Annotated in this window: 26 protein-coding genes and 2 pseudogenes; 7 read left to right on the forward strand and 21 right to left on the reverse strand. The window is 70.1% G+C overall.

What is annotated here, in order from left to right:
- Positions 1–462: 462 nt before the first annotated feature.
- Together P3T41_RS35025 and P3T41_RS35030 are read right to left on the reverse strand one after the other, a co-directional pair.
- Entirely contained in the window at positions 463–642 is a 180-nt protein-coding gene (locus tag P3T41_RS35025; protein WP_280694725.1) for a hypothetical protein, read from the reverse strand.
- A 23-nt stretch (positions 643–665) separates the two neighbouring features.
- Positions 666–770: pseudogene (locus tag P3T41_RS35030) on the reverse strand (transposase); the annotation flags it as partial.
- A gap of 73 nt (positions 771–843) precedes the next feature.
- Here P3T41_RS35030 and P3T41_RS35035 point away from each other — a divergent pair.
- Positions 844–1,236 (forward strand): hypothetical protein, encoded by a 393-nt coding sequence (locus tag P3T41_RS35035; RefSeq protein WP_280694698.1) that lies wholly within the window; start codon positions 844–846, stop codon positions 1,234–1,236.
- 239 nt (positions 1,237–1,475) lie between these two features.
- Positions 1,476–2,006, forward strand: coding sequence for a hypothetical protein (locus P3T41_RS35040; RefSeq protein ID WP_280694699.1), 531 nt, complete (start codon positions 1,476–1,478; stop codon positions 2,004–2,006).
- 692 nt (positions 2,007–2,698) lie between these two features.
- On the opposite strand, the pseudogene P3T41_RS35045 reads toward P3T41_RS35040, so the two are convergent.
- A pseudogene (locus P3T41_RS35045) lies at positions 2,699–4,142 on the reverse strand (NF041680 family putative transposase).
- 297 nt (positions 4,143–4,439) lie between these two features.
- Here P3T41_RS35045 and P3T41_RS35050 point away from each other — a divergent pair.
- Both P3T41_RS35050 and P3T41_RS35055 read left to right on the forward strand, forming a co-directional pair.
- The gene (locus P3T41_RS35050) at positions 4,440–4,697 is read left to right on the forward strand and encodes a hypothetical protein (protein WP_280694700.1); all 258 of its coding nucleotides are present in this window, start codon (positions 4,440–4,442) and stop codon (positions 4,695–4,697) included.
- Positions 4,698–4,702: 5 nt separating this feature from the next.
- Entirely contained in the window at positions 4,703–5,071 is a 369-nt protein-coding gene (locus P3T41_RS35055; protein WP_280694722.1) for a hypothetical protein, read from the forward strand.
- A gap of 143 nt (positions 5,072–5,214) precedes the next feature.
- Here P3T41_RS35055 and P3T41_RS36995 read toward each other — a convergent pair whose 3' ends face one another.
- Positions 5,215–5,808: a Scr1 family TA system antitoxin-like transcriptional regulator gene (locus P3T41_RS36995; protein ID WP_348533722.1), complete on the reverse strand. Its 594-nt coding sequence runs from the start codon at positions 5,806–5,808 to the stop codon at positions 5,215–5,217.
- Entirely contained in the window at positions 5,793–5,942 is a 150-nt protein-coding gene (locus P3T41_RS37000) for a Scr1 family TA system antitoxin-like transcriptional regulator (protein WP_348533723.1), read from the reverse strand. The genes P3T41_RS36995 and P3T41_RS37000 overlap by 16 nt, the downstream gene beginning before the upstream one ends.
- On the opposite strand from P3T41_RS37000, the gene P3T41_RS35075 reads away from it, so the two are divergent.
- On the forward strand, positions 5,935–6,384 hold the full coding sequence (locus P3T41_RS35075) for a hypothetical protein (RefSeq protein WP_280694701.1): 450 nt from the start codon (positions 5,935–5,937) through the stop codon (positions 6,382–6,384). The two genes, P3T41_RS37000 and P3T41_RS35075, sit on opposite strands and share 8 nt — an antisense overlap.
- A 240-nt stretch (positions 6,385–6,624) precedes the next feature.
- Here the strand turns inward: P3T41_RS35075 and P3T41_RS35080 are convergent, their stop codons facing one another.
- From P3T41_RS35080 to P3T41_RS35150, 15 genes are all read right to left on the reverse strand, one after another.
- A complete protein-coding gene (locus P3T41_RS35080; protein ID WP_280694702.1) occupies positions 6,625–10,395 on the reverse strand; it encodes a LysM peptidoglycan-binding domain-containing protein in 3,771 nt (1,256 codons plus the stop codon).
- 3 nt (positions 10,396–10,398) lie between these two features.
- Positions 10,399–10,833 carry a pilus assembly protein TadG-related protein gene (locus P3T41_RS35085; protein ID WP_280694703.1) on the reverse strand — a complete coding sequence of 145 codons (435 nt, stop codon included), beginning with the start codon at positions 10,831–10,833 and terminating at the stop codon, positions 10,399–10,401.
- Positions 10,830–11,276, reverse strand: a complete 447-nt coding sequence (locus tag P3T41_RS35090) for a TadE/TadG family type IV pilus assembly protein (protein ID WP_280694704.1) — start codon at positions 11,274–11,276, stop codon at positions 10,830–10,832. The genes P3T41_RS35085 and P3T41_RS35090 overlap by 4 nt, the downstream gene beginning before the upstream one ends.
- Entirely contained in the window at positions 11,276–11,842 is a 567-nt protein-coding gene (locus tag P3T41_RS35095; protein ID WP_280694705.1) for a pilus assembly protein, read from the reverse strand. The genes P3T41_RS35090 and P3T41_RS35095 overlap by 1 nt, the downstream gene beginning before the upstream one ends.
- A 6-nt stretch (positions 11,843–11,848) precedes the next feature.
- Positions 11,849–12,046 (reverse strand): hypothetical protein, encoded by a 198-nt coding sequence (locus P3T41_RS35100; protein ID WP_280694706.1) that lies wholly within the window; start codon positions 12,044–12,046, stop codon positions 11,849–11,851.
- Between the two features lie 47 nt (positions 12,047–12,093).
- Positions 12,094–12,993, reverse strand: a complete 900-nt coding sequence (locus tag P3T41_RS35105) for a type II secretion system F family protein (RefSeq protein WP_280694707.1) — start codon at positions 12,991–12,993, stop codon at positions 12,094–12,096.
- A complete protein-coding gene (locus tag P3T41_RS35110; protein WP_280694708.1) occupies positions 12,990–13,907 on the reverse strand; it encodes a type II secretion system F family protein in 918 nt (305 codons plus the stop codon). The genes P3T41_RS35105 and P3T41_RS35110 overlap by 4 nt, the downstream gene beginning before the upstream one ends.
- Positions 13,904–15,481, reverse strand: coding sequence for a CpaF/VirB11 family protein (locus P3T41_RS35115; RefSeq protein ID WP_280694709.1), 1,578 nt, complete (start codon positions 15,479–15,481; stop codon positions 13,904–13,906). The genes P3T41_RS35110 and P3T41_RS35115 overlap by 4 nt, the downstream gene beginning before the upstream one ends.
- Positions 15,474–16,262 (reverse strand): hypothetical protein, encoded by a 789-nt coding sequence (locus P3T41_RS35120; protein ID WP_280694710.1) that lies wholly within the window; start codon positions 16,260–16,262, stop codon positions 15,474–15,476. Before P3T41_RS35120 ends, P3T41_RS35115 begins: the two co-directional genes overlap by 8 nt.
- A 38-nt stretch (positions 16,263–16,300) precedes the next feature.
- The gene (locus P3T41_RS35125) at positions 16,301–16,993 is read right to left on the reverse strand and encodes an SAF domain-containing protein (RefSeq protein WP_280694711.1); all 693 of its coding nucleotides are present in this window, start codon (positions 16,991–16,993) and stop codon (positions 16,301–16,303) included.
- A gap of 69 nt (positions 16,994–17,062) precedes the next feature.
- Positions 17,063–17,782 carry an ATP/GTP-binding protein gene (locus P3T41_RS35130; RefSeq protein WP_280694712.1) on the reverse strand — a complete coding sequence of 240 codons (720 nt, stop codon included), beginning with the start codon at positions 17,780–17,782 and terminating at the stop codon, positions 17,063–17,065.
- Positions 17,783–17,988: 206 nt separating this feature from the next.
- The gene (locus P3T41_RS35135; protein WP_280694713.1) at positions 17,989–18,528 is read right to left on the reverse strand and encodes a hypothetical protein; all 540 of its coding nucleotides are present in this window, start codon (positions 18,526–18,528) and stop codon (positions 17,989–17,991) included.
- An 891-nt stretch (positions 18,529–19,419) separates the two neighbouring features.
- Positions 19,420–19,872: a DUF397 domain-containing protein gene (locus tag P3T41_RS35140; protein ID WP_280694715.1), complete on the reverse strand. Its 453-nt coding sequence runs from the start codon at positions 19,870–19,872 to the stop codon at positions 19,420–19,422.
- A 687-nt stretch (positions 19,873–20,559) separates the two neighbouring features.
- Positions 20,560–20,865: a hypothetical protein gene (locus tag P3T41_RS35145; protein ID WP_280694716.1), complete on the reverse strand. Its 306-nt coding sequence runs from the start codon at positions 20,863–20,865 to the stop codon at positions 20,560–20,562.
- A gap of 163 nt (positions 20,866–21,028) precedes the next feature.
- Entirely contained in the window at positions 21,029–21,475 is a 447-nt protein-coding gene (locus P3T41_RS35150; RefSeq protein WP_280694717.1) for an ATP-binding protein, read from the reverse strand.
- A 182-nt stretch (positions 21,476–21,657) separates the two neighbouring features.
- On the opposite strand from P3T41_RS35150, the gene P3T41_RS35155 reads away from it, so the two are divergent.
- Positions 21,658–22,944, forward strand: coding sequence for a hypothetical protein (locus P3T41_RS35155; RefSeq protein WP_280694718.1), 1,287 nt, complete (start codon positions 21,658–21,660; stop codon positions 22,942–22,944).
- A 14-nt stretch (positions 22,945–22,958) separates the two neighbouring features.
- On the forward strand, positions 22,959–23,672 hold the full coding sequence (locus tag P3T41_RS35160) for a creatininase family protein (RefSeq protein WP_280694719.1): 714 nt from the start codon (positions 22,959–22,961) through the stop codon (positions 23,670–23,672).
- Positions 23,673–23,802: 130 nt separating this feature from the next.
- Here P3T41_RS35160 and P3T41_RS35165 read toward each other — a convergent pair whose 3' ends face one another.
- Positions 23,803–24,129 (reverse strand): antibiotic biosynthesis monooxygenase, encoded by a 327-nt coding sequence (locus tag P3T41_RS35165; protein ID WP_280694720.1) that lies wholly within the window; start codon positions 24,127–24,129, stop codon positions 23,803–23,805.
- Positions 24,130–24,313 lie beyond the last annotated feature (184 nt).

Raw genomic sequence — 24,313 nt, forward strand, 5'->3', positions numbered from 1 at the left:
TTGGGATTTCGCTGGCCGCAGGGGGTTCCTGATGACCGCACGGTGTCCGTGTCCACCCGCGCCGGGTCCGCTGGAGGAGTATGCAGCCCGGTGTGCCGATTGACCAGGTCGCGGGCCGCCTTGCGTCTGCCCTGCTGAGTCAGCGACCGGCGGCGCGGGGGCTCGCGGCCCTGGAGCCCGAGCTCGGCCATGATCTTGGCGACAGTGTTCTCCGAGACTTGCCAGCCCTCCGCCCACAGGTCCTGGGGGTGATCCTGGGCGAGCCGTAGGTGTTGCCGGAAGCGGCGCAGAAGTGGCCTATCCGATCGGCCAGTTCGGCCCGCCGCACCTCCCGCCTCGTCGGCTCGGCCGGGCGCCGGCGCCACTTGTAGAACCAGTACTCGGAGACACCAAGAGCCCGGCAGGCGATCATGTGCGGGACGCCGTGCTCGGTCCTCTGGTCGGCGATGAAGCCCGCAACCGTCACTTCATCGCCTCCTTCACCCACAGGACCACCGATCGCTTGAGGACATCGCGCTCCATCCCCAGCTCGGCGATCTCCTTGCGCTGGCGGGTGTTCTCCTCGCGCAGCCGGCGCGCTCGGACTCGCTCAAACCCCCGGCCGCCTCCGCGTCCGCCCGGGCCCGCGTGCGGTGGACCCACTTCTGCAGCGTGCTCTCGTGTACGCCCAGGTCCCGCGCGACCTCCGCAGCCGACTTCCCGGTCTCTGTCACGATCCGCACCGCCCCCGCGCGGAACTCCGCGTCGTACGAGCGCCTCTTCCGCGTCATGACCCTCAACTTCCCCTCTGATCACGACTCCACGCTACGAGGGGAATGTCAGCGACGACATCAAGCTGGCCGCGTGAACGTCACCGAACTCATGGGGCTGTTGCAGGCCGAACACGACGAGACCGCCGCACGCGCTGACTGCCTGCGCGAACAGATTGACCAACTCACCCGTGCCCTGGCCGAGGCCCGCCTCGCCGAGATCGTCACCACCGGCACGGTCATCGACGGCATCGCCCTGCCCGAACCCACACAAGCCCCCGCAGAGCCCTCCACCGTCTACCAGCGCATCGTGACCGCCTTCAACGAGCACCCCAGGCGGACCTTCCGGGTGCGTGACCTGCACGAACTACTCGGGCTGCCCACCGACGAGCCCTCGATCAACACCACCCGCTCCCGCTTGGGACGACGCGTTCGTCAGGGACTCCTCGACCAACCCGGACGCGGCCGCTACCAAAGACGGACTTAACGTCCTCTGAGTTCCTGACCAGGCATTACAGGTTCAGACGCATCTGAGGTCGCGCTCGCCGCGTGACTCGGCTCCTGCCCAGTCCATGATCTGGATGTTCCTCAACCCTGGGGTCCGCCGTCACCGACACCGGAGAGCTCTACGTAGAAGTACCGGTAGTGCGACGGTTAACGACCAGGCCCTGTGCAGAGAAGCTGGTGTTACCTGGTGGAGTCTTCTTCGGGTTGAGGTGATGGGTGATGCCGGTTCCGACGAGTGTGGATGAGTTGCCTGAGTACGCGCGGACCCTGCTCCTGAGCGGAGTGCCGGACGCGGACACCGTGCAGGAGATGAACCAGCGTGGCGAGGGTGGGCAGATCGTCGGGCGCGTGGTACGGAACATCGTCGAGAGCGGCTTCAGGGTGACCGAGCGACAGGAGAGCCCCAACGGGGTCCTCAACGGGGAGAAGCTGGAAGGGGACTGCGGAACCCTCACCGGCACCGCGGTCATGCTGCTGCGGGCCGCCGGCTTCCCCGACCGCAAACAAGACCCCGAGCACGGAGTGGGCCACGAGCGGATCGGCGACTGCATCGTCGCCGACACAGGCGCCCGCAGGATCGGTGGCGCCGAACCGAACCTCGACGATGGCAGGCACTACTTCAACGAGCACTACTACCTCAAGCATGGTACCAGGGATACGACATCCTCTTCGGCGGAACCGATCCCCAGAATCTGGGACTGCACAAGCTTCAGACCTACGGCGAGACCAGGCGCGGGAACCAGTTTCTGACCTTCGAGGACGGCAGCACCCTCTACCCTGGCCGCGGCGGACGCATGTCCGCCGCCGAACCACCCCCACGCGGCATCCGCCAGAACTCGATCTACGCAGCCGAAAAGATCGGCGAGAGCACCCGCAGGCTCTACAGAGTCGCCACCAAGCCCTTCCGACGCACCAACCCCAGCACCGCACCCACCCCCGAGCAGCCGGCCACTTCAACCCCACCCGCGACCAATCCCACCCCCGCAACCAACCCCAGCCCCGCACAGGAGCACGCCCCCGAGATCCATCCGGTGGCTCCTCCGCCAGTCGTCGCCCCGACCCACACCGACCTCCCCGCAGCCCCCCAACCCCAGATCGACAACACCACGCAGCACCAGAACCGGAACCTTCCCCAGCTGACGGCCCCGGCCCACCCCTCACTCAACGCCTCGCTGGACAACCTGAACAGACTGCGCACAGCAGCAGCAAACCGTCGCCAGACCGGTACCTACACCCCACCGCAAGCAGGACACCCGGCACGAACACCGAATGAACGACCCGGGATGCACCACTGACATCAGGCCGACGGCTCTGCCGCCAAGTGACCAGGCGTTCGGATCAGCGTTACCGTGACGCCAATCCGAACGCCACGTCACGCGCCATTGCTACGTCAGGGCAATGACCTGCAGGAACGGTTTGAACACAGCGTCTCACCTTGTGATTTATCCGGTGCGGCGTGGCTTGGTGCCGACCTTGTGGTGGGCCGGCCTGCGGTAGGGCTCGCCGGTGGCCAGGATCAGGCCCACGTCGTAGTGGTTCGCGGGGCGGCGGTTCTTCGAGCCGGGTGGGCGGCCGGGGCCGGGCCGGGAGGGTTTTGGCACTGCGGCTGGTGTTGAGGTTCCGGCGTGCAGGTGTCGGAACCCGCGCCGGACCCGGGCGGGGGTGAGCCTGTTCGGTTCGGCCGGCTTCTCCCACGGCCGTCGTAGGTCGGTGGCCAGGGGGGGCGGGCGAGGCGGAGTTGGGTGTGGGCGGCGACTACGATCCAGGTCCAGCGGTCCACCGCCTCGGCCGCGCGCAGTCTCGGAGCGGCCCAGCCGAGTGTCTGCTTGATCATCCTGAAGAAGTGCTCGAGGTCGAATCGCCGAAAGAAGGTCTGCCAGGCAAGATCGGTCTCTGCCGGGCAGGCTGTCGGTCGTGACCACCACAGCCACAGCGGCTTGGGGTCGCCGCCGCTGGGCAGGTGGTCGACCTGGAGGCGGATGATTTGCCGGGGTGGTCCCGCCAGGCGGCGCGCTGCTGGAGTTCGGGGTGGAGCCGGTCCCAGCTCTGGGCGTGGGCGGTGCCGTAGCGGGTGGTCTCCGCCTTCGTCTCGGCGTCCGGGGCGCCCCAGGTCCGGCTGTCCTTGAAGATGAACTCGCTGCCGTGCTTGGGTGGCCGGCCCCCGGCGGGGTTGGCCGCGGCGAACTCCGCGCGGGTCGGTGCCGGACGGCGCATCACCGGTCCGAGCGCAGGCGTCCCAGGTTTTCGACGGGCAGGTCGCGCAGGAGGTATGACAGGCGCATCACGTCGTAGCCCGCGTCGGCCACGATCCACACCGCGGGGTCCCCGGATGCCACTGGCCCACGGCGATCAGGCGCTCGACCAAGTCCCGCAGCTGCGAGGCGGTCACCGCGGCGAGGTCGTCGCCGGGCCGAAGCCGGACGGCGTCCAGCGGTGCGACCCACGAGATCCGGCCCGATTCCAGGGCGACGACCCACGAGCAGGGCCAGCCGGGGATCATCAGGTGCTTGTTCTCGCCGCGGCCGTAGGTGTGGCAGAACGAGCGGGCGTTGCTGGTGGCGGCATCCGGCCGCAGCCACGGGGTGACGTCCACCGCCAGGACCAGACGGCCGTCGGCGGCGCGCGGTAGCGGCAGGCTGGCCAGCTCGGTCCGGAACTGCTCGACGTCGAGGCAGCCCTTGTTCAGCGCGCCGTGGCCGCGACGTGTTCGGGCGCGAGCGCCAGATCCACCAGGGTCTTCACTGGCCCGTCGGTGCACAGCACCGCGTCGGCGAGCTCGAACAGCGCGTCGCGCCGTTCGGTCAGGCAGTCGCAGAAGACCTCCCGGAAGCGTGACAGTTCCGCGAACGGCTCGCACTGCCCGCCCTGTTCCACCAGACTCACCATCACGGCCTTCGCGTCAAGTCCTGCCCCTCTTAGTCGAGTTCAGGATCACGCGAAGGCCGTACCGCCGTCCTGGAAACACCCGGATGAGTGATCACCAGGTCCGCTTGTTCGAAGTCAGACGATAAATCACAAGCTCACCGCTGCTCCCTGCTGAACTTCGCAATCTGACGGATGGACCGGAAGGGCGCGCGCACGTATTGCCCTGGCTTGATCATGACGGGTACGGGTACGTACCCGTCGCTAGACGGATACGGGTACGTACCCGTATCCTGGAAGCGACTGAGAAGGAGGACCCTGATGCCCGACGCCAACATCCGCGTCACCGCAGAGACGCGCGACCGCCTCGCCGAGGTCGCCGCAGCCGAGCACCTGTCCGTGCGCGCCTACCTGGCTCGCCTCGCCGACACCGTGCTCACCCCCGCCGAGCGTGCCGAGCGTGCCGAGCAGGCCCGCCAGAAGCTCCACGCCTGGAACGGCTACGACCCCGACGCCGCTCGCGCCCAGCAGTTGGACGCCGAGCTCGACCGGCGCCTGGCCCAGGCGGGCGGCCAGTGACCGCCCTGCACGTCGTCCTCGACGACACCGCGATGGTCGCAGCCGGCCGCGGCAACATCCTCGCCTCCCGCCTCATCTACCGCGCCCACGCCGAAGCTGGCTGGTACCTCTACGCCCCCACCTGCGCCCTCGTGGAAGCCGACCGCACCCGCCCCGGCACCGCCGAACACCTCGCAGCCCTGCCGGCCGTGACGGTGCTCGACCTCGACCTCGCAGCCGCCTTGGCGCTGGCCGCCGAAAGCACCTGGGCCGAAGCACACACCCGCTACGCCGCCGCACCGACCCCGGAGCGCCCGGACGGCGCCGTCGTCGCCACCGTCGACCCGATCCGCTGGAAGGGCCAGCCGGTCCGGATCATCGATCTGACGTCCTGAACCGCCGCGCCGCACTCGGCGGGCGCCAGCCTGAACCGCGCCGTTCCGTGGGTGCACTCCTTTGGTCGAGGGAACGCAGCCTGCGACACAGCCCGAAGCCACAGTAGAAGCGGCTCGGGGCCGAGTACTCCCAAGAATCGACTTCACCTTGCACTGACCTGTGAGGGTGGCGTGATCTCGCCGCTCATCGGGAATGGAACACCGGCACGGCACAGTGAAGGGCTGCCTCCCCCTGCTTCGGACGGGGGAGGCAGCCCTTGCGATTGAGGGTCAGATGGTGCAGTACTGGGCGAACGCCACGAAGGCGCCGAACGCCGCGGGGCCGCCCCGTCGGGGTTCTTGGAGTCGCGCACGGCGACGGCCTGGTGCTCGGTGGCACGGAGGTCGGCGACCTCGACGCAGTTGTTGCCGCTGCCGCTGCCGCTATAGGTCGACTTGCGCCATTGGGCCAGGTCGGTGGTGGGCCTGGTGGTCATGTGCTGAGTACCTCGGGTGAGTTGTTGCAGGAAATCCGGTGTCGACTCGGCCGGAAGAGCCGAGCGGGACAGCGCTTCAAACATCCGCGTGAACCGTCCGACGTCGCGCGGTTTGTCGGTCATGGACATCCCGGCCCCGGCGTTGTCGACCTGGACCGTCGCCGGCAGCGTGTCGCCGAGGCCCAGAACGCTGAAGTCGCCGAGCGCCAGGTAGCCGCGGACGGACTGCGGCAGGACCTGCACCGTCACGTGGTCGAACATCGAAGCCGGGTGATCTCCTCGTACTGGGCGCGCATCAGGTCCGGGTCGCCGACCACGTACCGTAGCGCCGGCTCGTACAGGATCGCCCACAGCTTGACAGGATCACCAGGCGTCTCCAGGCGTTCCTTGCGCAGCGCGACGTTGTTTCAACGCCGACGTGCTGGACGGCCGCGGCCGCGCCTTCACCGTGTCGCCGGAACCGCCGTCACCCAGGCATCCACCGCCATCTCCTCGATCGCCCTCTACACCTCGCTGCTGCGTACCGTGCTGGGCCAGGAGGGCTGGCGCACCACGGCCGACCAGGCGCAGGACCTGTGGAAGCAATTGGCCGGCACTCGGCCGCTCAACCTTGACGGGCAGGGCCGCATCCGCCTGGACGACTGGGAGATGGACCAGGACGTCCAGGACCGTGTCCGCAAGCGGTGGGAGGACCCGGCCACCGTGCTGGCCGATTCCCCTGCGGGACCGGCGTGGTTCTACGGCCAGTTCCGCGAGCTGTATGGCTGGGACGTGCCCGGGGCGGAGTACGGAGTCCTGGTCGACACAGCGGTGTCCTGGCCCGGTGGGAGGATCTGACCAGTCGGCCGCACACTTGCTCCAGCGCCACCCCCGGCGACATCAACCGCGTTCACGAACTCGCCGGCGCTGCCCCCGTCCTCACGGACCAATCCGGCGCAGCACGCCCCGTCATCCTCATCCGTGGCGCGCAATACACCAGCGGCGACACCGGCATCGCGCCTTTGCTCGTCCAGCTGACAGCCGCTGCGGGGAAGGACGGTGACCCACACGTCGTCAGTCGCTGTTACCGCCTCGCGGTCAGCGAACGGATACCCGGCGGGGCAGCAGCTCCTGGAGCAGCGCGGCGGTCTCGGCTTCGCAGTCGTAGTCGCCCAGCTCGTGGTTGATGCGGGTGAGGGCGGCGGCGGAGGCTTGTAGCGCGTCCAGGTCGCCGGCGGCGTGGTGGGCGCGGAAGAGGCAGCGGTGCAGGATCTCGTTCTCCTCGGCGGCTAGCAGGCCGCGCCGTGCTGCCCACAGGGCGCCGGTGATGTCGCCGGTCTCCAGGCAGCGGGTGGATAGCTCATGGGCGGTGTGGGTGATCTCGGAGACCATGCCCTGGATGGCGGGCTCCGCCCAGGCGTAGCGGCCGGGGTCGGTGGCGGCGAAGGGGCGGCCGCGTACGAGGGCGAGTGCGCGGCGCAGGGCCAGGGTGCCGTCCTCGCCGGGGTCGGCGTGGCCGGTGCGGGAGAAACGCAGGAAGTGGTCCCAGTCGCAGGTGACGGTGGGTGCCAGGCGGTAGCGGTTGTCGGGGGTGTTCTGGATGTGGGGGAGGTGGGCGGTGCCGTCCTGGGCTTTTCCGAGCCAGGCGCGCGCCTTGCTGATGAGGGCGTTGCGGACTTCCTTGGTGACGACTTGTCCGGGCCGCAGCGCGGAGTCGACTGCCAGGTGGTCGACGCCGGGGTTGAGCGCGAGGTAGGTGATCAGCTCGGTGGCGGGGCGGATCCGGTTGGAGTCGATGCGGCCGGCAGCGCCTTCGATGGCGATGGGGCCGAGCACCAGGACGGACGGGCCGTCAGGCGCGGCGCTGGGCTGGGGGAGCCGCGTGGCCGGGGCCGGGGCCGGGGCCGGGACCGCGGGCCGTGCGACGGCGACGGCGACGGGGTGCGGGTTGCTCGAGGAAGTATCGGTCTCGGCGAGGATGTCCGCGAGGGAGGGGCCGGTGGCGGGTTGCGGACCGCCAGCCCCGTGGGTCGGCTGCTCGTCGAGCGGCTCCTGTGCGACCGGGTTCGGGGCGGCGGGCGCCGCCCCGGGTGCGTTGGGTCCATCGGCCAGCGCTTCCTGCTCCAGCTCGGCGTACTCGGCGGGCAGCCCGTCCCCGTCCCCGTCTTCGTGTTCGTCCGCAGCCTCGTCTTCGTCGTCCTCGTTCCGGGCGGGCGCGGCCGGTAGCGGCACGTCGTTGGGGTCGTCCTGGGCGGCCTGGGCGGCCTGGGTGATCCAGGCGGGGGCGGGGGCGTCGGCGTTGCTGGCGGCGAGGATGAGGATGTCGAGGGCGTCGGTGTAGTGCTCGTCGGCCAGGCCCTGCAGGTGCACGGTGAGGCCGGATCCGGGCAGGACCACCGTCTGGTCGGGTCCGGCGCAGGCCAGTGTCCAGCCGCCGTCGGGTACCGGACCCGGCGTGGTGGTGATGATCGCGGCTGCCGGGTGCGGCTGCTGCAGCACGGCCTGGGTGAGCCGGTCGGCGTCGGGGCCCTCGGGCAGGTGGGCGGCCAGGACGATGTGCGGTGTCCAGGAGTCGCCGGCCTCGTCCGCGAGCCGTGCGGCCCGCAGGCTGTCGGTGCCGGTGGCAGCCAGGGCGCGGCGCTGTGCGGCGGTGTGGGCGGTCAAGATGTCCGCCGTGCGGGTCAGGTAGGTGCGCTCGACGCGCTCGGGCACGGCCGCTTCCAGGCCGGGCGCGGTGCTGTCAAGGGTGGTGATCTCCAGGAAGCCGGGCAACGGGGTGGTGGCCAGCTCGACGGCCAGGGCCTGCAGGACGTGCCGGGCGAAGACGGGGTCGCCGCCGAGGCGGAGGAGGCCGATGTGCTCCAAGTCGACTAGGACGAGGTGGCCCTGGGCGGTCCAGCCGAGCGAGACCAACGCAGGGTAGGGGGTGCCAGTGTCGGCCAGCTCGTCCTCGCCGGCCAGCGCGGCGCTGGCGGCGCAGACCCACACGCCCTGGCGGGCGCCGGCGGTGAACGGCCTCACCGGTGTTGGGTTCTCGCTGTCGGCGAGGTGGAGTTCGACCCGGGTGTCGGTGACGATGACGGCCTCGAGGGCGGGGAGCTCGCGCCCGATCTGGGTCAGGTGCAGGGCCAGGGTGCGTAGCGAGTGGTCGAGCAGGTCGAAGGCGCCTGGGCGCTGGGTGGCGCGCAGGGACTGCTCGGTGGCGGCCACGTTGGCGGCGGGCAGCGGGATGTGCCGTCCGGGGCGCACCCGGCGCTGCTGCAGGCGGCGGCGCAGGGCGACCGCCCCGAGCAGGGCGGCGGCCATCGCCGCTGCGCCGAGCCAGACCTCGGCCGGCGCGAGGGAATGGGTGGGGGCGGCGTGCGAGCGGACGACCGCCTCGGCGGCAGCGGGTGTCGGGATCGGGGTGTTGTCCGGCGTGGCGGGGGAGGTGCTGGGTGTGGCGGGGGCGGCTGACGGGGTGTCGGCCGGGGCTGGTGTCGGCGCTGTGCTCGGTGCAGCGGTCTCCTGCCCGCCGTGCTGCTGGCCGTTGTCCGCGTGGCTGCCGTCTCCCGCCGGAGCGGTTGTCGGCAGGGCGGCGGCCGGCGCCTGGGCCACCGGTGCGGGGGCGCTGGGCGCTCCGCCGGTCGGGTTCTGGGCGGCGGGGAGGTAGAGCTGCTGGCCGGGGTAGACGAGGTCGGGGTTGGTGAAGCGTCCGCCGTCGGGAAGTGCTTCGCCGCGGTTGGCGTCGAAGATCACCGGCCACTTGTCGCCGTCGCCGTAGTCGGCGGCGGCGATGGACGAGAGGCTGTCGCCCTGGTGCACTGTCACCTGCCGTGTCCCTGCACCTGGTCCCGCGCCCTGTGTCGGGGCGTCGGTACGGTCGGCGGCAGGCTGTGCGGTTGTGGTGCTGCTTGCCTTCGGTGCGTTCGCGCCGGCCGTGGCCGTAGGGCTGTCGGGGCTGGCGTCGGCGGGCAGGGTGATGACGGTGCCCTGGGGCAGGGCGGTGTCGGCGGCGAGGCGCAGGTTCGGGTTGAGGGCGGCGATGTCCGCCCAGCGCTGCCCGTCGCCGAGGTAGCGGATCGCCAGGCCCCACGGGGTCTCGGTGGACGACCGCACGGTGTGCGTGGGGGAAGCGGTCGTTGCGGCCGGGCTGGGTGTGGCCATCGCGGCTGTCGGGACCGTGCCGGGCGTGGTGGCGGGGGTTGCCGGTTGGCCGTCGGCGGGCAGGTGCAGGGTCCAGCCGGGCTGTAGGTCCAGGACGTCCGCGGTCAGCACGGTGCCGTCGGTCTGGCGGATGCCGATGTTGAGCTGGGCGATGTCGTGCCAGCGGGTGCCGGATCCGAGGTAGTGCTGTGCGAGGTCCCATAGAGTGTCGCCGCGTACGACCTGGTGGACCGGGCCGGTCCAGGCTTGCTGGCCGGCGGCCGCCGAGGTTGGGACAGCGGTCGCGGCGGCGCCTGCCTGGATGGCGGCGGGTGCGGTGGCTGTGGCGGCGCTGGCGGTGGGGGCGTCGGCGAACGCGCCGGTGGTCGGCAGGAGCAGGACGACGCCGGCCACCAGGGTGGCGGCCATCCGTTGGGCGGGGCCCAGGACGCGGATGCGCGGGGCCTGGCGGTGGCGCAGTAGCGCGCCGACCTCGACCACCACGGACAGGGTAAAGGACAGCCAGGCCGCCCAGCCGATCACGGTGATGGTGCCGAGGAACAGCACGCCGCTGTCGGGCGAGGTGAGCGCGGTGGTGATGTCGTGCCAGGACGGGACGTGTGCGGGCAGGATGCCGACCCGCGCGAGCGCGAGCGGTACTCCGGCGGTGAGGGCGGCCAGGGCCATCAGGGCGGTCAGGCCGCGGAGGGTGGTGCCGAGGCGGGAGGTGGTGCGGTGGGGCATGGGTCAGCCTCCCTGGAGGATCAGCTTGGCGCTCGCGTGGCCGGTGACGGTTCCGCCGCCGACGGGCAGGAACTGCGGGGTGTAGGTCTGGGTGGTGTCGACGATGATGCTGCCGTCGCTGCCGAAGGACACGCTGCCGTTGACGCCGGCTTGGGCGAGGTAGGCGGTGGCGGCGTGCTGGGCGGCGTTTCGGTCGATGGTGATGCCGTCGCCGGAGATCGCCGCTCCCGCGTTGACGGTGTCCGCCCCGGCGCGGGCGGCTTCCTGGGCGGTGGCCTGGGCGTGGTTGAGGGCGCTGAGCTTGCCGGCGCCGTCGGCGACCAGGGCCAAGACGGCCAGGATCGCGATGAAGGCGGTGGCGACGAACAGCGAGATGCTCCCGCGGTCGCGTTCACCACCGGCCAGGCGGGCCCGCAGGCGGGCGATGACACCGGTCATGGGGACGTCACCCGGCCTCGGTAAGGGTCGATCGGGCTGGTGAAGGTACCAGTCACGGTGGTGCTGCCGGGCACGCCAGGGATGGTCAGGTCGGACAGATCGACGGTGCAACTGACAGTGACTTTGACGCTGGCCGGGGTGCCGATCGCGGCGGCGAAGCCGCCGGTGGGCACGTCGACGGACAGCGAGACGCATTTCAGTCCCTGGTCCTGCAGGGTCTGCTGCGCGACCCGGCTGCCCTCGTTGCGGGCAGTGATGCCGTCGCGTTCCAGGGAGGCGGCGCGGGCGGCCTCACGGGCGGCGTCATCGACCACATTGCCCGCCAGGTGGCTGCGGCCAGCCGCGACAATGAGCAGAATGGCCAGCAGCAGTACGGGCGCCAGGATCGCCGCCTCCAGGCTCAGGCTTCCCCGGTCCCGGTGACGCCGCATCAGGGGCCGCATCACGGCACCGCCGTCACACGCTCGCGGGCGGCGCTGGCGTGCTGGTCGATCGACAGGCTCAGCCCCGGGATGAAGGTGTCGACCCGGCCGGTGACCTCGATACTCACAATTGCCCCGTCGGATCCGGTGACGGCGCGTCCGCTGATGCTGCTTCCCGCCCGGTCGAGGAAGTCGCCAGCGACGCTCAGCCCCTGGTCGAGGGTGCCGCCCTGGACACGTGCGGTCTCCACACCGCGCTGGGCCGCGGACAGGGCGACGTTGCGGGCGTGGTACCACAGGCCCGCCATGATGGCCGTGAAGATCGCCGCGATGATGAAGGGAAAGACGATGGCGAGTTCAAGTGACAGGGCGCCGCGGTCGCGGCCGGCGCGGGCGAAGCGGGTACGCGCCCAGGAGAGAGGGCGCAGCGGTCGGGGCAACGCGTCCTCCCGGAAGCGAGTCGGTGGTGCGGTCTTGGGCGGTGTGTCGTCCTGCCGGGCCCGGCGGCGCGGCGCGGGCCCTGGCAAGGGGGTCGAGCGCGGCGGCGGGTGGGCCCGACCCAGGCGGCCCGCGTCGGTGCGGGCCATCCGGGCCTACTTGATGGCGTTCTCCTTCTCGGTCAACTTGGCGGCCAGGAAGATGGAGAGGCCGATGCCGCCGGCGACCAGGACAGCGACGAGGATGGCCATCTCGATGGACAGGGCGCCGCGCTCCTTCTCCTCACGCAGTTCGGCGAAGCGGGCGCGCAGCAGGGTGATCAGGTACTGCAGGGTCGGATCGTTGGAGATCATGGTGGTGCGAGCCTTCCGTGGGGATCTTTGGGGATGGTGATGGCCGGTCAGGCGGCCATGATCTTCGTGATGGCCGGGTAGGCCATGTAGATGGACATGATGATCACCAGGGCTGTCACCGGGACGATCATCTTTTCGGAGACGGCGTTGGCTTCGGCCTGGGCGTCGGTCATCAGGACGCCGCGCAGGCTGCGAGCCTGGGCCCGCAGCGTGGAGTAGACGGCCGCGCCCTCCTCGCCGGCGAGCGCCATGATGTCGGCCGGCGCCCCAAGCTCCGGCACCCCGAGTTCCTCGGAGAGCTGCTTGAGGCCCTCCCACGGCGGGATGCCGGCCAGCTCGGCGCGGGTGAGCGCGTCGCGCAGCCGGGCGAACACCCAGCCCTCGCCCAACTCGGTGGGCCGGCGCAGTGCTTCGGAGGGTCCGGCGTCGGCGGCGCGCTCCAGGCAGACCATCTCCAGGTAGCTGGCGATGGCGTAGCGGAATTCGCGGCGGGCGGTCGCGGCGTCCTCGCGTGCCTGGATGTTGGGGATGAGGGAGAACAGGACGGCCAGACCGATCGCGGCCAGCGCCGGCGGGGTGAACGGCACGGAGATGCCGGCCAGCGCGACCATGGCGATGGTGACGGAGGGCATGAGCAGCCCGACCAGCGCGAAGGACAGCCGTTTGCCGACGTGCTGGGCGGGAGTTCTCCCGAGCAGGTCCAGTTCCTGACTGGGCAGGCGCAACGCGCTCTCGCCGACCAGGGCCAGCACCCGGGCGCCCGCGCGGTCCCAGGCCGAGGTCTGGACCGCGACGGCGCGCGGTTCCAAGTTCTCCAACCGCCCGGCGTCGGATCGGCGCAGCAGGTCGCCCAGGTCGGCGCGCGGGCGCATCAGCCCGGCGGCCGCGACGGTCGCGCCCAGGCCCAACGCGGCACCAGACAACAGGGCGGGTGCGGAGACGATCACGAAGGCTCCCCAAGGTCGCGGTCGGCGGGCGGCAGGAAACGGGGGGCGGGCTTGGTGAGCGCCATGCGGCGCATCCACACCAGGACGGCCACGAACGCGGCGGCCAGGATCAGCAGGACCAACTGCCCGGTGATCGAGTTGTAGGGCTGGACGTACGCGCCGGAGAGCATCGACAGGGCGAACGCGCCCATGCAGAACAGGCTGACCCAGCGGAAGTTGGTGCGGGGTTTCTCCCGGTCCGCCTCGACCTTGCGGCGCATCAGCACCTCCTCGGCCAGTTGCCCGGCCAGCTCCCGCAGTGCCGCGCTCAGCCCGGCTCCGCGATCGGCCGCATGCATGATCATCAGAGCGGCGACGCTGTCCACGCTGGCGTCGTTCAGCTCGTCGGCGAACGCCTGGTAGGCCAGCCTCGCCTGCCAGCCGGACGCCAGACGCGACGTCAGGCGCGCCACATACGGTGCGATCGTCTTGGGCGCGCTGCGCACGCTGGACGCCACCGCCTGCTCCAGGCTGATCCCGGCGGTGTGGATGTCAGCTAGGCGCCGCACCCACTCCTCCAGCGCCTCCAGGCGCAGGATCTGCTGTTTGCTGCCGCGCCCCGGCTGCAGGATCCACGGCATGCCCACGATGGCGGCCGCCGTCAGCAGGCCGCCCAGCGGCCAGGAGGTGACTAGCCACACCAGCAGGCCCGCGCCGCCGGCACCGGACACCAGCAGACGCCGATCCGCCCACATGCTCAGCGGCCCGGCGCCCTCCTGGCCGTCGGCGGCGCGCAGCCAGCGCTCGATGGGGCCCTTGGGTCGGGCGACGGGCGCGGCGGTGGTGCCGACCAGGCCGACAACAGCGATCAGGGCGCCGATCACGGCCAAGGCGCCGGCGACGGCGGCGACCAAGGCCTCGGGGGTGAGGGTCACAGCCGGCTCACCGCCCGCAGCGGGCGCTCCCACGCGCCCCAGGGCTGCTGGAGCAGGCGCCGGTCGAAACCGACCCGCTCCAGGTCCGGCAGACACTGCGGGGCCATGAGCGGAACCGCGCGCACCTCGCGCCGCCCTGCCTCCTCGCGGGGGCCGAAGATGTGCTGGCGCGAGGGCCGTCCGCCCTCACCGACGCCGGTGATCTCCACCACCTGGGAGACGAACCGGTGCCGGCTGCCGCCGATCGCGGTCTCGTCGACCAGGCTCAGGTAGACGATGAGGTCGACCGCGTTCGCGACCAGCCGATACGCCAGGGAGTCGGTCATCTGGGTGCCCTCGGCCTGCATGGCGAGCAGGACCAGACGCTCGACGGCCATCTCGGCGGTCTTGGCGTGCAGCGTGCACATCGACCCGCCCTCGCCCTCGCCCATGGCGTGGAGCATCGGCAGGACCTCCTTGCCGCGAACCTCGCCTACGATCACCCGGCGCGCGCTCATGCGCAGCGACTGGACGAACAGCTCGTCCAGGGTGATCTCACCAGAGGGGCGGCCGTCCGGTCCGCGTTCGCCGTTGCCCTCGCGTGCCTCCATCGCCACCACCGTGGGCCCGTCGGGGTCGGTGTGCAGCCACAGCTCGTACTCGCCCTCCAGCGTCACCACCCGCTCCGAGGAGGGGATCTCGCGGCCCAGCGCACGCATGAGCGAGGTCTTCCCGACGCCCTGCGAGCCGGCGACGACGATGTTCTTGCCGGCCAACACCGCCGCCCGCAGGAACGCCGCCAGGGTGGCGTCGATCGTCCCCCACGCCTGCAGGTCCGCAAGTCCCTGAGAGCGGGTGCGGTGACGACGGATCACGATCTCTGGCACCGGCGTCACATACGCGGTCGCCGCCAGCCGCGACCCGTCCGCCAACCTGGTGTTGAGCAGCGGGCTGGCCGGGGTGAGCGAGCGTTCCCCCTGGCCCTGGGTGCGCACGAGCTGGTTGATGAGCTCGATCAGCTCACCATCCGACTCCGCGATCCGCCCCACCCTCCGGGCCGGCCGGTCGCGGTAGTCGACCGTCACCGAGTCGTGGCCGGAGATGATGATGTTCTCCGTCTCGCTGTCGTCCAGGTAGGGCTGCAGCCGCCCGGCCTGGAACAGCTCGGCGAACACCGCGCTGCGCACCGCCCGCTCGTCCGCAGCGCTCAGCGGAGCGGCGGTGGCGGCGTAGGCGGTCGCCCACTCGGCGACCACCCGGTTCACCAGGCTCTGGCCCAGCTGTCGGCGGTCCGCCAGACTCATGCCCGGGGTGTCCGCCGAGGCCTGCGCCAGCTGCTCGGCCACCCGCTGCCGCAGCTCGATCACGTGGGCGTACGGCACCGCCAGACCGCCCACGTTCGCGTTCGGTTCCGCCTGTACTGACCAGGGGCGGACCGGGCCGGGCACGAGCGGCGCCACCGCAGGCGCCGCCGGGGCTGCCAGTGGTGCGACGGCCCAGCCAGGGCCGGACTGTCCCTGCAGGAGCGCGTCCTTGAACCGCTCGGCGCGCGACGCGCCTGCCCCGGCCGGTGGCGGTGACATGACGTCAGACATGGGATACCCCCGCCGGAGACCAGGAGGCACGGGGCGCCAGCTGGAGCCGGCGCCGCGTTGCCGCGAGTGTGATCTGCTCGTGCGCGCTGCGCCCGGCCCGCATCAGCGGCGCCAGCGAGAGCTTGCCGCGCAACCTGCCACCGTCGGTCAGGATCTGGGCGGTCGCGGGGTCGTGCGGAAGCGCGGCGATGACCGGCACGCCGAGGTGGGCGCCAATCTCGGCGGGCCGGTAGGGGCCGTCCTCGATCACCAGCAGGCCCAGCGCGCCGGAGCCAGTGCCGTGGCCGTCCAGGTCCTCGCGCAGCGTCTTGACGACCGGCGCGGCCGAGGCCACCGACGGAGCGCTGCCCCGCACCACCAGCAGCAACACATCAGCGCGGCGCACCAGAGCGGCGGGGGAGTGCAGCTCGTTCAGGCGGGTCGCGGATTCCACCACCACGCGCCCGGCGTCGATGACGATGTCGAAGCCGTCCTGCTCCATCACCCGCAGCAGCGTGTGCAGGGCTTCCCAGGTGCCGGCCAGCGACGCGGCCTGGGCGGGATCGGTGATGCCAGGCAGCAGCAGGCGCCCGCCGGCCTGGTCGAGCGGCACCAGGTGCTGCTCGAAGACCTCGGCGAGCGTGCCCGAGCGGTGGGCCGCCGCAAGGCGGTGCAGGCCGATCGCCGCAGTGGCGGCGCCCTGCAGGTAGCCGTTGCGGATCATGCCGCCGGACGGGTCACACTCGGCCAGCAGCGTGCGCGTGGGAGCCGACAGGGCCAGCGCGAGGGCCGAAGCCGTCACCCCGACACCCTTCGCCGACACGAGAGCAACGACGGCCATCAGCGCTGCGCCGCCTTCAGCACGATCGCTACCCGGCCCGTCGCCGCCCAGGACGCCAGCGCGGGACTGTCCACCGGGGACACCGCGAGGTCGACCACCCGCGCCCCGTTCGCGTCCGGGGCCGCGACCTGCACGATCATCGCGCTGATCGTCGACGGCTGGCTCGCCGTCGCGCCGGACGCGTCCTGCTGGCCGGGCGTCTGGACCACCATCACCGCCTGCCCCGGCTGCAGCGTTTCCGCTGGCAGCTGGCCGGGCCTGGCCAGCACGCCCACCGTGTCCTTGCCTGCCGTCAGCGGCTGCCCGGCGCTAACCGAACGGTCCGTCACCATGCTGCCGGCCGGCAGGTCCATCGCCGCCGTCTTGCCCAGGACATCGTGCGCACGGGACACCGGCACTGGGTGCAGCGCCGGATCCGCGATCATCGACGCACGCACCAGGTCATCCGACGTGATCACCTGCCCGGCCGGGATGTCATGCGCCACCGCGATCACATCAGTGCGGTGCCCGGCCGCAGTCACGAAATACGCCGAGCTGAGCCCGCCGACTGCGGCCAGCGCCACCCCGATCGCGACCAACGCGGGCCGCCGGCTGCGCCTGGGGGCGCTGTCGGTGATGGGCAGCGCCGTGCTCTGCTGGCGACCGGGATCGTCGGCTCGGGCAGCGCGCCGCTTCTGGGTGATCAGTGCCATCGACGTTCTTCCTTCAACAGCAGGTGCGAGAGGGCTGGCGGGGCGGACACGGCGTCGAGGTGCGCCGCGTCACTGGGTGTTGACGGCTTGGGCCTCGGCGATCTGCACGGTGGCGGTCGAGACGCGGTCCACCGGGATCTGCCCGGACTGGCCGGTTGTCGCCGTCCACGACACGATCCACTTGCTCGTCGCGGTGATCGTGTAGGTGCCGGGCTGGGTGTAGGTGTGGCCGCAGTCGGGCTGCTGCGTGCCGAAAGCCGGGGCGTACTTCACGCCGGGGCCGGTGCAGGTCACTGACGCCCCGTCACCGGTCGACCAGATGATCCGGTCCACGTGCGCGGTCGCGGTCACCGTGATGCCCGGCGCGTTCGCGCTGGCCGTCTTGGGGCCCCAGGTGGAGTCGGAGACGTTGTTCCACAGCCATACCGGCAGGCCGACCAGCGACGTGCCGCCCTTGCGCGGGGCGGTGCCGATATCCGCACCGAGCAGACCCATCTGCGTGGTCATCTGCGAGGCGAGCGCGGCCGGGTCCACCGCGCCGCCAAAGCCGGGCGGGGGAGTGGCACTGAACGTTGTGCCGCCCATCAGTTCCATTCCCGGCCAGGGGCAGGACACGTTGTAGAGCTGTCCATCCCCCGGCTTGTGCGTGGCAGGCGCACCGGTGGCATAGACCCAGACGGGGTCGGTGTCAGCGGGCTGAGGGGTGATCAGTGCCCAGTAGCAGCCGTCGGCGGGGTTGTACCAGCCCCACCTCGGGTCCGAGCACGGGACCTGCTGGTCCCCGTGCATGCAGGGCGCGTTGCTGCCTCCACCGCCTCCACCAGTGTTGCCGCCGCCGCCCGGGCTTCCACCGCCGGTAGCACCTCCGCCACCAGCTCCCACGTAGCAGATCGTGACGTTGGGCGGGCAATCGACACCGCCGTCTGCATGGGCCACACCGGCTCCGAGCGCCGCCGTCGCCAATGTCAACGAGGCTGCCCACCAGCGGACCGGTCTCAGCATGTCTGAGTCCTGTCGATATTGGTGTCCATGATGACCCAGCGGCCTTCGAAGACGGCGGCAGATGCGTTGAGTGGATGCCGGCCAGAGTCCGCAACCTGCTGAACCCGCTGGCCATTCGACTGGTAGACGGCGTAGAACTGCGTGCCGTCGATGCAGTCCCTGATGATCGCCCGCGGGGGAGCACTGCCCAGATCGACACCGCTGACCTGCGGTGAGAACGTTGGTGAGCCCTTGGTGACCATGCCGTGCTGGCGGTAGTAGAACTCCGTAGTGTTTACGTTGGCGAGCGCCTTGTCCTGGGCGTACCGCTCGACGTCGACACCGTCTGAGGTGCCCTGGGCGTATTCCTTGAGTTCCTCGGTCCACATGCCTTGGTAGGCGGCCAGGACCTGCTTGACGGCGTCGCCGGTGGGGTCGGTTGTAGATGCAGGAGATGGTGATGGCGTGGGGGACGCGGAAGTCGAGGTTAAGACGGAGGGAAGCGCGACCGGCTTCTTGACGGTCGATTCGCACGCGGTCAGCAGGGCACCCATCGCGAGAACTGCGGATGCTGCCGAGAGCGCGCGCAGGCCGGCAGATGAGGTAGAAGAGCGAGCCCTGTGATGCACGGTCAATCCCCCGAGGTGTCGTCAATGGCCCAAAGGTGCGCGTGCTGCCGAAGAATCTCGAGAACGTCTACGGACGGTTGGCCGCGTTCCGAGTTCCAAACTGGCTGATGCCGCTACCCGTCACCTGTCGTCCCAGCAGCCCCCGTGAAGGCTATGGTCAGACCGGTCGCACGCAGGACTCACTTCCTCCGTGCGCGTACGTCACACTGGCAACACTACGAGAGAACGAGCCGTTTTCCTACCTCATTGTGGTGTCGCGCCTACGCAGCGCTGCCGCAAACCGCAGTAAATGGGTCCATATCGCTAACGGAAAGTCAGAACTCCTGCGATACTCAGTCGAATAGCGGCCTGGATCGTGGCACCGCAGAGTCCTCTGGCCTGATTCAGGCCGCCGTAGTGTCAGCCACGGTGGCGCCGACGGTTGCCCCGGTCGCACCTGCGCCAAACAGGAGCTTCCCCGACCCCCGGCGTGGCCGTGTGACCTCCAGCGGCAACGGCGCCTCACTCAACTCACTGGCCGGTCCATGGCGCTGGGAGCGATTGCCAGCGGCGCAGCGTTTGTCGGCGACCACCCAAGACTGATCCCTGCGAGGCTCGGTCTCGTCGTGCTCCGCTGGGATGACGTGCATGCACTCGTGGGATGGCAGCTCTGGGGCCGTGACACGCAGAGCGTTGAAGCAGGTGGCGGCCAGAACGACTTGGCCCCGGCGACCATGACTGGGGTCAGCAGTTCACCGGGGCTTTCGGGTTCGGCGTAGGGCGAGCGCGGTCCGCCTGGCCAGTACGGGCGAGCTGCGCAGCGGCTGGGCGGGAGCTTCAGGATCTGCGCAGTTCGCCACGCATGATGCCCGCGACGAATGCGTCGTACTCGGCGTCATCGAAGATATGCGGAGCTTTGTCTGGGTTCTTGGAGTCGCGGATGGCGATGATGTCATTATCAAGGAAAGCGACCTGGACGCAAGTGCTGCCGCCGCTGCTGGCGGTCTGCCACTGGGCTCTGGAGAGCTGGTTGGTGAGCCAGGCGGGGTCGAGGTCGTTCTTGTTCATGATGTGAGTTCCTTGGCGATGGTCTTGAGCGAGGACCTCGAAGAAGTGCGCCAGCTGCTGGACCTTAACGCCCTGTGAGCCGTTCTCGATCTTGCTGACAGTCGACAGCGCCCTGTAGCCGAGCCGCTGAGCGGCTTCCTCCTGGCTCCAACCCAGCGCTTCGCGGGCGCGCCGGATCTCGGTGCCAAGGCGCCTTCGGCGCGGGGTGGGCTCGACGGGCATCGCACCTCCTTCAACATGAGAAAGAGTAGTGCCCGCGCCAACACGTGCATATGACAAGCCATCTCCTCCAGGCCGCCCGCCGCCGCGCCCAGATCCTGCCGCGCCAGCGTCAGCAGCAGTTCCAGCCGCCGCCACCCGGACGGCACCCCGACCAGCCGCACCCAGCCCATGCCCTGCGCGTCGGTGTCAGCGATCGCCCTCAACTGCGCACGCTCAATGCCCAGTTCGGCGAGCATCTCGTTCAGCTCCTCTGCTTCGGCGCGCGCCTCCCGCCAGCCCGCCTCATAGTCCGCCCCAGGCAGCCACAGCCATCGGTCCGGGGCCAGGTCTTCCAGGTCCCCGACGAAGTCGCCATCCGAGTCCAACAGCCCACCAACTCCCTTGGTCAGCAAGTGGCCGGGCGCGACTCGTTCGAGGACATGCCGAGCGCCCGGTACCATCGGCCCGGGTTAACACCCACCGGACCACCCCACGGCCCTCCAAGGATGCGGGGTGGTCCGGTCAGCTCTTCACTTGTCCCCGCGCACGGCAGGGGTGGGCCCGGACGCGCTCACCACAAGACGCCCGGACCCAGGGCACGGCCAGCCTGGGAAGGTAGGGGCTGACCGCGCCCAGCTCATCCCGAGGCGGGCAGGGTGGCCGGGCCGCCGAACGGCGACTGCACTTCCCCGCACGACGCCGCGCCGGTCACCCTGAGGTGTCGTGAGCCGCTGGGCGGAGCCGCACCTGATGCAGGGACCCGGCAAACCTGAACAACAGTGCCCACGCCCCATCGCGCTTGAAGCCCTCGACCGTCAGAAGCTCCGTGTCGGGACTCATCAGCATGCACTCCAGCCAGATGCGCTCGAATCTGCTCAGCGGCAGCACCTTCACGGACTCCCAGGCGGCGGCCAGCGCATCCGGCACCCGCGCGAACGTCGCGGGCTCCGTGATGCCAGTCAGCTCCACCGTCACCGGCCCGTAGACCGCCGCAACTCGCGTCTCGCCGCTCACCACGCCACCTCTCCGGAACGCTTCGGGTGGTGCTGATGCACTGCCAGCCGACGCCCACCGACGCGGATGAATCGCACCGCCGCCGCCCGCGCGATGCCCGCGCCGCAGTAGAAGCAGCGCCTCTGTTCCGTCCCGCTCGCCCGACCAGCCCAACGCGGCGCCATCAGCAGCCACCCCGTTCCGGAATCACGACCGCCCAGACGATCTTGCCGAAGCCGTACGGGCGGGAGCCGAAACCCCACTCATCGGCCAGCGCCACGACCACGCGCAGCCCCCGCCCGTGCTCCTCCAGCGCGTCAACGTCCCGCACGACCGGACGCACCCTGCTGGCGTCGTGGACGTCGATTCGCAGCCGCGCCGGGCTCACATCGAGTCGAACGAACACCCGCTCCCCGCGTCGCGACCCGTGCTTGACCGCGTTCGACACCAGTTCGGTCACGATCAGCGTGCCCGCCTCAACGAACCGCTCACCGCTCTCGGTCCTACGCAGCAATCCCAGCAGCCGCGCCCGCGCCTGCGTTGCCGAACTGTCGCTGCGCAGTAGCCAGAACTCGCTGACCCCGTCCAACACGGTCGATCTCTCGTCCACTTCGGATTCGGCGATGGCCATGGCCGCATCACCCCATGTCTGGTTCGACCCTTCAGCCCCGGCGGTTCCGGCGCCTGGCTCCAGGATCACGAACCAGCAGTCACGGGATATACCCCGCGCGATTACCCAACGTGGGTAAACTCCCTGGTAGTCAACTGGCCGGAAATGGTCCGGAGATCGGATCGCCCTGGGAGTGATCACCGATGGATGAGACCGGACGCCGCCGCGCTCTACCGCGCGCACTGTTGGCTGATCCCGAGATGATCGCGGCGTGCCGAGTCAGGGAGTTCGGAGTTGTGTTTCGGCTGCTGAAGCAGGCCGGAATCTATCCCTCGGTGATCGCGCGATCATGCGACCTGACGCCCAGTCGCGTTGGTGAGGTCATTGCCGGTAAGCGCAAGATCGAGAAGATCGATCTTGTCGAGCGGATCGCCGACGGCCTGTTCATCCCCGGGCACATGCTCGGCCTGGCAGCACGAGCATGGGAGGGGCCCACCGCCGATGGCGCCACAGCGCGCGCCGGAACGAGGTCCGAGGAGGCTGAGGCCGGATCGGACCCGTTCCTTGACCCGGAGTTCTTCACCGACCACATCCGAGCGCTCATGCCCAACCACTACCGGACGGTGAACTTACTCGGTGCCCGCCATGCACTCGACTCTGTGGAACGCCACCTCCAGGTGATCAATCGACTCCAGGGCCAGACCGATGGAGCGACCAGAGACGATCTTCTCTCACTCGGTGCCCGGATCGCCGAGTTCCTGGGGTGGCTCTACCAGGACTTGGGCGACTTCTCGCAGGCTACCCACTGGTCGGACCGGGCGATGGAGTGGTCGCAGGAGACAGGCGACGACGTGATGGCCGCGTACGTCCTGTTCCGTAAGAGCAACCAGGCCACGGCCCGCCGAGACGCACAGCGGGCCGTTTCACTGGCGCGGGCGGCCCAGCGCGCGCCGGGGGCCACCACGAGCATTCGGGCGTTGGCGCTCCAGCAGGAGGCTCAGGGACACGCACTCCTCGGAAACCCACGGTTCGCGCTGATGAAGTTCGATGAGGCGCACGAGCTCGCAGCAGTCGGGGGTGACGCACCATCTGATGACGCCGCACTCGACACGTCGTACTGCACACCGGTCTACGTGGAGATGCAGCGCGCCAACTGCCTGATCGAGCTGGGCGAACCGAGCCGTGCAGCCGAGGCGTTCGAAAACGAGCTGCGGATACTGCCCCAGGTGTACCGCAACGACCACGGGGTCTACCTCTCGCGCCTGGCCCGCGCCTACGCCACCGCTGGCAAGCCGGAGCAGGGGGCGGAAGCCGCCGGCCGCGCACTGTCGATCGCTCTCGACACTGAATCAGCCCGCGCCATGGGTGAGTTGGCGGCAGCCGAGTGTGCCTTGGCCCAGTGGTCCGCTGTCCCGTCGGTGGCGGCTTTCCGGGCCAGGTTCAGGCTCGTCCGAAGCGCCGCGTCCTATGGCCTTCAGGCAGTTCGATGAGTGAAGCTGACTCCATGGATGCAACGATCACAAGCGCGACCTCCGGCGATGAACGCAAGCGTGGCCCTAAGGTGGCGGTCCTGCCAATCGGCAGCTTCGAGCAGCATGGTGACCACCTGCCGCTGACGACCGACGCCGTTGTCGCGAGCCTGATTGCCAGCCGGATCGCCGACGATTACGACCTGTTCCTGCTGCCGCCCATCACCATCGCCTGTTCCCATGAACACGCGTCCATGCCCGGCACCGTCAGCATCAGTGCCGCAACGCTGTACGCGATCGTGAACGACATCTGGCGCTCGCTCCAGGCCTCCGGTGTACCGGGTCTGCTCATCGTCAACGCTCACGGCGGGAACTACGTGCTCGCCAACGTGGTGCAGGAAGCCAATGTCACCGGCCGCAATCTCGCGCTCTTCCCGGTCCGCGAGGACTGGCACCGGGCACGTGAGCACGCGGCCCTGGAGAGCAGCGGCCTTGAGGACATGCACGGCGGCGAACTGGAGGTATCCATCCTGCTCCACGGTGCACCGGAGTTGGTCCGCAGCGGAGTCGCCGACGATGATCACCTGGCGACCGACCGGCCGCACCTGCTGACTCTGGGCATGGCCGGCTACGCCCGGAACGGCATCATCGGTCAGCCCTCTCTGGGAACGGCTGCCAAGGGCAAAGCCCTGCTGGACAGCCTTTCCCAGTCGGCCGCCGCCCATCTCGCTCTTATCAGCGGGGCGTAGTCGAGCCCGAAGCGTCGACTCGAAGCTCTCACTTGGCAGGCCGGTCGGATACGTGTGCCAGAACGCGCACGGACCCCGCAGCCGGATCGGACGCGGGGCACGTGCGGCGGGCTGCCGCCCGCTTGCTGTCCTACGCGGTCTTGGGAGCGGCCTGCTGAACGACCTCGAACGACCAGAGTGTTGAGCCGGAGGCGGCAGGCTTGGGCTGCTCGCCGCCCTTCCCGCCGCCACGGTGCGCCGCCTTCATGGGGCCCTCAAGCCATGCCTGGAAGGACTCCTCGTCGCGCCAGCGCGTGTAGACGAGGTAGGTGTCAGTGCCTTCGACCGGGCGGAGGAGTTCGAACCACTCGAACCCGTCGGAGTTCTCGACCGCGTGCGCGCGGGAGGCGAACCGCTTCTCCAACGTCTCGCGCTGCTCAGCCGGGACGTTCAGTACGTTGATCTTGACTACGCTCATGCCCCATCCTGCACCAAGCGTCCGGGACAGGCGTGCAGAGCGTCGGACAGATCACCCGTGCCGAGCAGGCATCACTTGTGCAGTCAGATCTAGTAGGGCTTGGTCAGGTTCGTGTGGGTGTGGGTATGTCGCGGTGGCAGGTAGGGCATGCGCCGGCCCAGGTGGCGAGGAGTAACTGCAGCTC

Origin of the sequence: Kitasatospora sp. GAS204B (genome assembly GCF_029892155.1) — a bacterium.
Taxonomy (GTDB): domain Bacteria; phylum Actinomycetota; class Actinomycetes; order Streptomycetales; family Streptomycetaceae; genus Kitasatospora.